Below are 11,147 nucleotides of genomic sequence, written 5' to 3' on the forward strand. Positions count from 1 at the left end.
CCCGGTGCGGAGAGCCGATCCTGGTGGGCCTGACGGCGGTGACTAGCGTCGTCAGGTCTGCCCTGCAGGCTGCTCGTTGGACTGCGGCAGACGTAGCGCCGCTGCGGCGATGCCTGCTGGGCCGCCGAAGGCGACCAAGGGCTGATCGGCGGCCCAGCTGCTGCAGGACGGGAGGACGCCAAGGGACGTCAACGACGTGGCGGTAACCAACCGCAGCACGTCCTCTCCTGTGTGGGAGTCCCACAGCCGCACGGTCGTGTCCCTGAGGCCGGCGCTCACGATGACGGGGCGGGAATCGGATGGCCGGACTATTCCGAGGGCGGATACGGGTCCGTCGTGCCGGGTCGGCAGCGTGAACGGCTCCTTCTCCGGAGCATCCGGCGCCCACAGGCGTACTCTGCCGTCGGCTCCCCCGGCTACCAGGAGCCACTCACCCTCCTCGTCGCCCGGGCAGGCGGTCAGGGCCTCCACGGAGCCAATGTGCCCCGGCCATTCGGCGTGCGGTTCGTCAAACGGGCAACACAGCAGGACACCATGAGCAGAGGCGACAGCAAGAACGCCACCCGACAGCAGGGGCAGGTACTCCAGCGCGTGGATGGGTCCGCCCATGTCCCCGCGACCGTGGAGCCACCCCAGCACCTCGCCGGTCGCCAGGTCACAGTACGCGACCGCTCCGCGGCTCGTTCCCACGGCCAGCACGGTTCGTGCATCGTCGGCGAAGGTGGTGCACGCGGTCGCGTGGTCTCCTTCCGACGTCCAGGCATCCATCAGCCGCCAGTCGCCGCTCCAGCATCCGACTGTCCCGTCTGGCAGTCCGACGACGACGGTCTCGGAGCCGTCCGGCGCTGTGTGCGTAGCGAGGGCTGTCACTGAGCCGTCGACTCCTGTGTAGGGAAGGGCGATCGAGTCTGTGACCTCGCCTGTTTCAGCCAACCTCACGACGAGGTTCCGGTCGGGGCCGACCGAGACAAGCTTGGGAGACTCAAAGCTGCGTGGCAGCACAGCGAGCAGCGTTCCGTCGACCGATCGGGATGGCGGCACCGTGCGGCGGGCCCATGCCTGGGGGTTCCAGACGCGGAGGGTCCGGTCGTGTGAGCCGGATACCAGGATGGGGACTCCGCCGAGACCGGGTACAACAGCGAGCCCCGTTACGGCGCTTGTGTGATCGGGGAACTGGCACACCTCCTCGCCTGTTTCGGGATCCCACAGTTGTACGGTGCCATCCTCAGCTCCAAGCGCGAGGAGGGTATCCGAGCCGGGCTGGGAGTACGGCGTTAGCACGGCCGCGGACTGCCAGATCGTGCAGTGCCTGCGTTCCGCACCCGTCAGGGCGTCCCAGAATCTGACCGTTTTCGAAGCCCTCGTGGCCAAGGCCAGCAGGGGATTGCCGTTCCGCCTGTCGAGAAAGGAAAGTGCAGAGACCTGCTGCCCCAGGAGTGGCACGGTGCACACCAAGTCCAGAGAGGTGCCGTCGAGAATTTCGATGGTGTCAGCTCTGTGAACGGCCAAGAGCGTGCGGTCACCGGGGAGGGACAGGGAGGCCAGTGCAGTCACCGGACTGCCGAGGGCGCCATCGTCCGCCGCATTGTCGTATAGAACAGTTGCGGCGAGCGGATCGCACAGGACAAGACCCTCTGACGTGCCGATCGCCAGCCGAACCGCCCCATCCCGGTCGATGAAGGACACCATGTCGTGAACGGACGCTGTGACCGGCAGTTGCATGCGCTGGCCGCTCAGCGGGTTGCACGTCCACACGCCGTTGTCGCAGCCGACGGCCAGCAGCGGCTGTCCCTGCTGAGCGGACACGACGGCCAGCGCCCGCACGAAGGGGCCGTGCCCCGGTATCGGCAGGCCGACCGAAGTCACGGTGGACGGATCCCACACACGTAGGGCACCGTCGGCGCCACCCACAGCAATCAGCGGCGTGCCGTCCCGCAGAGTGAAGGACACCAGAGAGCACACGTCCGCGTCTTCGCGCGCCAGGACGTTGCCCGGCACCGTGAGGTCCTTCCACCTCGGCACGAGGTGCCCGATGGCCGGGCTGCCGGTGTCACGGGTGCTCGAAGAAGCAGCAACATCCGGCTCCCAAAGGGAGAAGCGCAGGCTGTCCGCACGTGCAGGGGGTGGCGCATCAGCAAGGAAGGGCTCGATCCGCGTCCACGCGAAGAGGCGCGTCGTGTTTTCGGCGTGCTCCGACAGAAGTCCGAGTGCTCCCCGAACGTTGCCGCTCGTCTCGTAGGGCAGGAACTTTTCGGTGACGACTTGGTCATTCAGCACTCCTCCGGCTGCCGCGTGTTGGACCAGGTGGTGGCGCAGATACGGGTGCGGGGGTCCGTCCTTCGCCTCCTGCAACGCACTGAAAGCGACGGCCAGTTGCCGGTGGGCCCCCCTGGTTCCTACCGTCGGTGCTTCGGGTGTGCTGGGCATCGTTAGGTTGCCGAGAAGGACGTGCGAGTGCTCCCTCAGCACTTCGCTGATGCGCTCGTGAATCGGCCGGTAGACATACCTGCCGTCCTCCACTCCCTTCGCCAAATAGCCTGCAAGTCGGCTCTCCTGTACCCGTCGGATCACCGTCTCAGGGGCGGCTATGGCACCTCCCGCCAGCGCTTCCACCGCGCACGGCCAGACGTCGGCCCACGGGAGGCCGGACCCTTGCGCGAATGCCGTGGCTCGCAGAACGTGCACGATGTGCTCGGCCGGCAGATTGGTGTTGCGCTGCATCTCGTCGAGGTCGCGTCGCAGAAGCTCCTGTGTCCCCTGGCGCAGTGTGCGCCGCCATTCCGGGTCGTCCGGGTCGGGCAGCTGGCGCTGTGCGTGGAGCGCTTCGGCAGCGATGCGAGCGTCCAGGAACGACGGCGCCACCTCCTCGGCCACCGCGGCAGCGAGCTCGTCCAGTCTGCGAGGGTCCGGAGGCTCTGAGGAGTCGGAACGGTCGAACAGGGCCCCTAGCAGCGTGCTCACGTACGCCGCGATGTCCTGGACAGCACCGGTGTCTGTCCGCAGTGGCTCGTCGGCGTCTGTGGAACGAACCAGCAGGTGCAGCAGATCCGACGCCCGGTCCTGCGAGGGGCGTTGTCGGCCAACTGCGCCTGGGTGCGTACTCCGGATGCCCAGAAGCATCCGTACGGCGGGCTGTCCGTCGTCTGTCCACTGGTCGGCCAGCGGGCGAATGAGGTCGGTGAGGAGCCTTGCGGGATTCCTCGCCTCGTCGATGCCGTCAACGACGATCGTCAGAGGCCGGGCCTCTCGGCGGACGGTGGCCAGCACATGGTCCAGAAGCTGATCGCGGAAACTGATTCCCCTTGTCCGGGATGGCGACTTGCCCGCGAGTGCCGTGTACAGCGCCGCGGTCAACTCGTCAGCATCCGTGTTCCGGGCGAGCACCGCAGCATCGACGGCTCCCTCTGGCACGAGGAGATCGGGCGGTATGGCTTCGATGAAAGGACGGTATGCCTCGTCAGACCGGAACGTCGCGTCGCTGAGTGTGACGACGCGAGCGAGCAGCGCGGACTTTCCCGATCCAGCCTCTCCAGTGACGACGAGCGTGCCGCTTCCGCCCTCGAGGAACTCGATCATGTGCCGTACATGGCTGATCCGGCCGGTGAAGTACCAGGCGGGGTCTCCAGAGGAAGGCCGGCCGGAGGCACGGGAGAGCCAGTACGAGTCGAGTTCGGCGGGACTCCATGCCACGGCGCTGCGCGCCTCGTCTACGAGGGCATGGGGTTGGTAGCCGGGGTTGGGAAGACAGGGACTGGGCTGCTGATGGTCCCTGCGACTCGGCAGCGAATCTTCCGGCCAGAGGAACTGGACTTCGGGCGCGATCCCCTCCTCGTACAAGGCGGTCATCGACGCGAAGAGTTCCTCAAAGCTCAGGTGAGAGCCTGCGAACCCCGACTCTTCTGCTTTGTACTGGGCGACAACTGCTTCGAGGAGGCGCGTGAACTGTTCCGGATGTGGGGTCCCCTCGCGGTTGGAGGACGAGATGACAACAAGGGACTTCAGCCGGAGTCGTCTGTCGCTCAGCGCTTTAAGGCGACGCAGCAGGTCCTCTCGGAGGGCACCGGAGAAGCAGGAGTCGACCATGACCAAGACATGGTCCGCATCGGAATCCAATGCCCTCGTGATCAAGTCGGCGGTCTGGAACGCCGTCGCCGGAAGCCGGTCCTCGTCCGAGTCCGGCAGGAGCAAGAAATGATCTTCTGATGGTCGACTGACGCCGTGGCCGGTGACGTAGACAATTAGGGCCTCGTCGTGAGCAGCGTCCTCAGGCCTCTGCTCATCCAGAAATGCGCGGAGATCGTAAACGCTCTGGAGCTTCTCGGGCGCAGCAATGCTGAAGCTGCGCTCCCGACCGAGCCCCTCATCGGCCCACCACCCCCTCACGGCACCGACCTGTGCTGCAATACCCTTTCTGAAGGCGGCGTCGGCGGTTTCGTATTCCGAGACAGCAATCTCGATCAACCGCCGATGCTTGGTCTTCGGAGCTGTACCCCGGTTCATCGGCAGTCGTCCGCAATCACGCGCGCGACCGAAGTGGCCCGCAGGTAGCGGAGCGCACTGTGCGGGTCACCGATGCCGTTGTCGACTTCCGTATCGGTGACCTCCGGCGAGAGAGCGCTGAGCCCCGTGCCGCCGGTGATGAAGTCTGCGGGATCGAAGACGTTGACCCACTCGATGTCCCCGGGCAGCTTCAAAGGCTCTCCGTCAGCAATGCTCAGCCTCCGCCGCACCGACGGGATGGCCAAAGGGGATCCGCACGTCACCAGCGTGCGCACGCCGGACGTTTGATCCGGTGCGAGCTCGCCCCGACGCAGCAGGTCGTAAGCAATCACGCTGCCCAGTGAATGCCCGATGACGACAGACGTGCTCGCACAGAAGACCTCAGCAACCAGGGCTCGTACCTGCGCGGCGAGGTCAGGCTCGTACAGGTAGAAGCGCACCTCACGCATTGCACTCACGAAGAGCTTGCCCCCGCCTCGGGGGAAGCGCAGGTCGTATGCCATCACCAAGCGCGTGAGACGTGCCGGCCAGAGCTGCGGCAAACCAAGTGTCTGCAGCTCCAGCTGCTGGACACGGGCCAGGTCTTCCTGACGGACTATTTCTTCCAGCGCCTTGACTGCGAAGTCGGCTTCCTCCTCGCTCAAGGGCGCCGCAGAGTCGATGAAATCCTCAACCGGACCGAGGTGGTTCGCTCCGCGTGCCAGGAGCCCCGTCCAGTGGGGCAGCTCCAACGCGCCACCAGACAGCTCCGGCATGTCCAGTTCCCCAAGGCCGCCATTGAGCGCTCGCGACCAGTCGCGTGTCAACTGCGCTTTCGACGTCCTGGATTGCCGAATACCGTGTACCCCAACAATGCGCACCACGCTCGTGTTCCCCCCGCCTACGTGCCGTTCGGTCAGCCAACGAGATTAGTGCGACTGCGCCCTCTGACGGGATGAGAACGGCATTTCAGAGCAGCAGACTTCTGCGCCGGCTTCCTCCTGTGCCGGCAAGCAGCAGTTGGCCGACGGTCAGCCTGTATGTGCCGCCCTCGCGGGTGACGGCGTCGTTGAGCGTCGAGTCGCGCTCCTGCAATCGCGGGAATGCCCCCGGGTGAATTTCCGGACGGGCTCAGCCACAAACGCCCTGCACCGTAGGGATGATCCCCCTGGCCCAGGCTGTTCTCCGCGCCTGCGGGGTTGGCTCCACCACCTACCGCCTACCACCTCGCGGCGCCGGAGGCGGACTGATCCCCGCGCCTGCGGGCGCTGGTCCCCGCGCATGCGGGGTTGGTCCTCGCCAAGCCAGCCGCCCTTGTAGGCTCCCTCCTGGTCCCCGCACATGCAGGGTTGGTCCCTGGAGTGCCGGCGCTCGCGCACCCTCCTGAACCCTGCTCCCAGCTCATCCGGGGTTAGTCCCACTCCAGCCCCGACAAGGCCAAGCCCCTGTGGCTGCTCCCCGCGCATGCGGGGTTGGTCCCGACAAGGGACCGGTCGAACCCCGGCCGAAGCCCTGCTCCCCGCGCATGCGGGGTTGGCCCGAGCGGACCGCGAAGAGCGCGAAGGACGCGAACTGCTCTCCGCATATGCGGGGTTGGTCCCTGTTGCACCTGAGCTGTGTCGTACCGTTCAGCTGGTCCCCGCTCATGCGGGGTTGGTCACCGCGGAACCCTCTACATCATGGGCTCAGACAACTTCCCCCCGCGCATGCGGGTTGGTCCCAGCTCGGGTTTGGTCATGTAGGTAGCGTCGCCCTGCTCCCGGCGCATGCGGGGCTGGCCCCTCGCCCGGCATGATGTGCCCGTTGCGGACGATCCGCTCCCTGCACATGCGGGGTTGGTCCCTCGTAGGCCCCGAACATGTTGCCGTGATCGGTCTGCTCCCCACGCATGCGGGGTTGATCCCAGCGCGGTCGTGGTAATCCCGATGGTGATGCTCTGCTCCCTGCGCATGCGGGGTTGGTCCCGTGCCCCGGCGTCGTCGCCTGCGCTACCCGCCTGCTCCCCGCGCAAGCGGGGTTGATCCCAGCGCCTTGTGGCTGTGCGGGTAGATCGTCGCGCTGCTCCCTGCGCATGCGGGGTTGGCCCCGTCACGGCCGACAGGATGCCGAACCGGAACTTCTGCTCCCCGCGCATGCGGGGTTGGTCCCCATTTGCCGTGCACTGAGTCCCATGGGAAGCCCTGCTCCCCGCGCATGCGGGGTTGGTCCCCTCGCTACCCGGTGGATCGTCCACGGCAAGCACTGCTCCCTGCGCATGCGGGGTTGATCCCCCGGAGTTGCTGCGTATCCAGCCCACCGAGGCCTGCTCCCCGCGAATGCGGGGTTGGTCCCGGCGGCGGCGCGCGGGTCGGCCGGCGCATCCACTGCTCCCCACACATGCGGGGCTGGTCCCATCGCCAAGGCCGCGCTGATCCTGAGTGATCTCTGCTCCCCGCAGAGGCGGGGTTGGTCCACAGGTCGATTTCATGAACGCTGGATTCCTGCGCCTGCTCCCCGCGCATGCGGGGTTGGTCCCACCCAGCTCACCGCCGAGCGCAGGGCCCCGGTCTGCTCCCGGCGCATGCGGGGTTGGTCCCTCGCGAGCCATGACTGGTGCGGTTGCTGAGTTCTGCTCCCCGCGCCCGCGGGGATGGCGTGGCCCCCGCAGATGCGGGGTTGGTCCCCAGCAAGAGGAAGTCTCGGAGATCTCCCGACGGTGGTCCCCGCGCATGCAGGGCTTGTCCTCACCCGGCATGATGTGCCCGTTCCGGACGTTCCGCTCCACGCGCATGCTGGGTTGCCCACCTGCATCTGCCGGTTCGTGAGGAGCAAATCCCCTCTCCGCACGTACGGGGTTGGTCAGGAACCCCGACGACCGCCGGGCTTCCGGACCCCGCTCCCCACGCATGTGGGGTTGGTCCCGCGGGCATGGTCGACGAGGCCAAGCTCGCCGGCTGCTCCCCGCACATGCGGGGCTAGTCTCACCGGGCGATCCAGCTCGTCCTGGCACTCCTTCTGCTCCCCGCCCATGCGGGGTTGGTCCCAGCACATTGATGATCGCCTGCCGGACGGTTTCCTGCTCCCCGCGCATGCGGGACTGGTCCCGCGCTGCAGCACAGGGCTCTCCGCCTCTCCCACTGGTCCCCGCGCCCGCGGGGTTGCTCCCCGGCCCATGGCCGTGATCCCCGCTGACGTCGTCTGGTCCCCGCGCACGCCGGGTTGGTCCCGGCGGCAATGCGTTCGTCGTCATGTCGCCCGACTGCTCCCCGCGCATGCGGGGTTGGTCCCCACCACGGGAGTAATCCCCGCAATGGCTGTCCCTGCTCCCCGCACATGCGGGGTCGGTCCCCTGTTCCGGGCGGTCACTTCGGCCACCGCCGGCTGCTCCCGCGCACGCGGGGTTGGCCCCGCATGCGCCTGCGGAAGTTCCGTGTCCCAGATCTGCTCCCCGCGCATGCGGGGCTGGTCCCGTCCGGTCACATTCATGGCGCACCACGATGTTCTGCTCCCCGCGCATGCGGGACTGGTCCCAGCGCATGACTCAGACCCAGTTAGGCCAGGCGCTGCTCCCCGCGCAGGCGGGGTTGTCCCCAAGATTCCGGTCCATGGCCTGGTCCCTGAGACCTGCTCCCCACGCATGCGGGGTTAACCCGTGGTCTTGCCTTTGTCCACATCGGCTAGTAGGTGGTCCCCGCGAAATTGTCCCAGTCCCGTGCGTGCCGCCAGTGTCGCCAGCCGCTTGTCCCCGCGTATACACGGGCTGCCCCAGCTCCTCGTCTCCTGGAGGTAGTCGTCAGCCTGCTCCCCGCACATGCGGGGCTGGCCCCTCGCCCAGCATGATCTGCCCGTTGCGGACGATCCGCTCCCTGCACATGCGGGGTTGGTCCCGCGGTGCGCGCGACCGGGATCACCGAGGAAGACTGCTCCCCGCGGCACGCGGGGATGTTCCCTAGGCGGCGTTACTCCGCGTGCCCTTCTTCGCGTGGTCCCCGCGCCTGCGAGGATGTTCCCGCGGCGAGGTTCGCGACGGCTGCGCCACCCGTGTGGTCCCCGCGCCTGCGGGGGTAGTCCCCCGGCCCGGCTCACCGTGCCCATGGTCCGCAGGTGATCCCCGCGCCTGCGGGGGTGGTCCCGCGATCGTCAAAGCCGCGTACACCCAGCTCGGGTGATCCCCGCGCCTGCGGGGGGTTCCCTCATTCGCCTGCCGGCGGGCCTTGGCGTTGGCGTGATCCCCGCGACTGCGGGGGTGTTCCCCGGGAACCTCGCCCTTCTAAGGGGCACGCCTCGTGGTCCCCGCGCCTGCGGGGGGATTCCCCACGGCGTACGGGAGAAGACCGTGACCGGACTGGTGGTTCCCGCCTGCGGGGGTGGTCCCCGTGTCCCCTTTGGTACGAGGAGGATGCCGCGGCGGTCCCTGCGCCTGCGGGGCTGTTCCCGACCGCGACGGCACGATCAGCATTTTCGGTCAGTGGTCCCCGCGCCTGCGGGGGTGTTCCCCCTCCGGAGTCCTCCGACCCGCTTCGGAAACGGTGGTCCCCGCGTCTGCGGGGGTGTTCCCTCGTTTACCGCAATGGCCCTCGGGCGGTCGTAGTGGTCCCCGCGCCTGCGGGGGTGTTCCCTTCTCGGCAAGCTTCGCGGCCATCTTCGTGGTGTGGTCCCCGCGCCTGCGGGGGTGTTCCCTGGGGCTGCCGGGCACGGCGGATGAGCAGACGGTGGTCCCCGCGCCTGGGGGGGTGTTCCCGGCCTCCACCTGATGCGGACGGAGTTGACGCGGTGGTCCCCTCACCTGCGGGGATGTTCCCGGCCAGCGCCGCGCGCGGCGGAGGCCGGCATGGTGGTCCCCGCGCCTGCGGGGGTGTTCCCGGCTCACCCGATACCCTCGGCACGGTCTTCATACGTTCCCCGCGCCTGCGGGGGTGACCCCTGGGATGCCTTGCTCCCCAAGTGGTCCCCGCGCCTGCGAGGGTGGTCCCCGCCGCGGAACCGGCCGTGCAGCTCGTACGGTGTGGTCCCCGCGCCTGCGGGAGTGTTCCCAACGACGCGCGCCCTGGCGGCGTCCTCGGCGTGTGGTCCCCGCGCCTGCGGGGGTGTCCCCTCTGAGCGCGCCGCCGCCCTGGCCGAGCCGGTGTGGTCACCGCGCCTGCGGGGGTATTCCCGGCGTCGTCTCCCTCACCACGGACACCTACCTGCGGTCCCCGCACCTGCGGGGGTGGTCCCCGGTCCAGGGCCTCGCGCCGTACAAGGGCCTCGTGGTCCCCGCGCCTGCGGGGGTGTTCCCAACACCCCGCCGGACCAGTCCATATGGCGTGGGTGGTCCCCGCGACTGCGGGGGTGTTCCCGCCATGGTGGCGCGTCAGGAGTCCGGGGTGAGGTGGTCCCCGCGCCTGCAGGGGTGTTCCCAAGCACCTGTACGAGGGCAAGAGCCGGGGCGAGGTGGTTTCCCTCAGTGCGCGTGCGATGCTGCTCCTGGGTTGTCTATGACATAAGCGGTCACCTGCGGGCCTCTTCGAACTCCGACAGGGGTGTGCGGCGATCGTACGGAGAGCCGCTGGGCGGCCAGGCATAGAGGGCTGGGCGTGCTACTCGTCGGCTCCGAGGTCCTGCCGGAATAAATGCCTCCTGGGCTCGATTGTTCGTTCGCAGTGATCGAGGTGGAGTCGGGGGTGGCGTATGAGCAACCTGAAGGTGTTCCGGGTGCGCGGCGGGCAGGCCACGGAGATTCCGGGCTCGTCGGTGGCGCTGGAGCGGCAGTTGCAGACGCTGATCGAGGCCAATATGGAGGTGATGCTCGGCATCCGTTTCCTGGCGAGCGAGTACGCGACGGGTCGGCACCGGGGCCGTATCGACTCTTTGGGTTTGGATGAGAACGGGACGCCAGTCATATTGGAGTACAAGCGCTCCCGCGACCAGAACGTGACGAATCAGGCGTTGTCGTATCTGTCGTGGCTCCATGACCATCACCATGAGTTCGAGAGCCTGGTCAAGGAGAAGCTCGGCGCCGAGGCGGCCGAGGCGATCGACTGGAGCAATCCCCGACTTGTCTGTATCGCCGGGGACTTCACCCACCACGACTCGGTGGCGATCGAGATGATCGGCCGTCGTATCGACTTGGTGAGCTACCGGGTCTTCGACGATGTGCTGACGCTGCAGCTGGTCGCCTCCGTTGCCGGCGCCACGTCCCCAGCCCGGGGAAAGGCCCCCACCACATCCCGAGCCTCCTGTACGGCCTCGCCAAAGTCGGTGCAGCAGTACCTCGACGAGTCACCGCAGGATCTTCAGGATCTGTACGCGGACCTCGACGAGGTGCTCCTGTCCCACGGGGATGTGCAGAAGGAGCGGCAGCTGCACTACATCGCGTACCGGCGGATCAAGAACGTGGCCACGGTACGGGTCCAGCCACGGAACCGGATGCTCGTCGTCAACCTGAAGCTAGATCCGGACGCTGTGGAGCTGGAGGAGGGCTTCTCGCGAGACGTCCGCGGCCTGGGCTGCCTCGGTATCAAGGACGGCGTCGAGGTGCGGATCAGATCGCGCGAGGACCTCGCACGAGCCGGCGACCTGATCCGGCAGAGTGTCGAAGTGGGCTGACCTCGAACGGACAAGGGCGGTTGCGTCATCGGGTTCTCGATCCCGTAGTGCTGCACCGGCGCGCGCCACAGGCCCACGCCCCGCACGCCCGCCCGCGCGCA

The 11,147-nt window shown here is 67.8% G+C and carries 3 protein-coding genes and 1 CRISPR repeat array; of the genes, 1 reads left to right on the plus strand and 2 read right to left on the minus strand.

Translation table 11 applies throughout. The features are described from left to right. Positions 1-51: 51 nt before the first annotated feature. Positions 52-4,461: an AAA family ATPase gene (locus tag AB0I10_RS31150; RefSeq protein ID WP_363156022.1), complete on the minus strand. Its 4,410-nt coding sequence runs from the start codon at positions 4,459-4,461 to the stop codon at positions 52-54. A gap of 35 nt (positions 4,462-4,496) precedes the next feature. Then, entirely contained in the window at positions 4,497-5,363 is an 867-nt protein-coding gene (locus AB0I10_RS31155; protein WP_363156023.1) for a hypothetical protein, read from the minus strand. Positions 5,364-8,254: 2,891 nt separating this feature from the next. Further along, a CRISPR array of direct repeats spans positions 8,255-9,860; the repeat unit is 29 nt; unit sequence GTGGTCCCCGCGCCTGCGGGGGTGTTCCC. A gap of 268 nt (positions 9,861-10,128) precedes the next feature. On the opposite strand from AB0I10_RS31155, the gene AB0I10_RS31160 reads away from it, so the two are divergent. Continuing rightward, complete coding sequence (locus AB0I10_RS31160; RefSeq protein ID WP_363156024.1) at positions 10,129-11,046, plus strand: DUF5655 domain-containing protein; 918 nt, start codon at positions 10,129-10,131, stop codon at positions 11,044-11,046. Positions 11,047-11,147: the final 101 nt, after the last annotated feature.

Origin of the sequence: Streptomyces sp. NPDC050636 (assembly GCF_040654775.1) — a bacterium.
Classification (GTDB): Bacteria; Actinomycetota; Actinomycetes; order Streptomycetales; family Streptomycetaceae; genus Streptomyces.

What these genes read in the sequence shown, in the direction of transcription:
- AB0I10_RS31160 (WP_363156024.1), top strand. Translation starts at nt 10,129, where the DNA reads ATGAGCAACCTGAAGGTGTTCCGGGTGCGCGGCGGGCAGGCCACGGAG.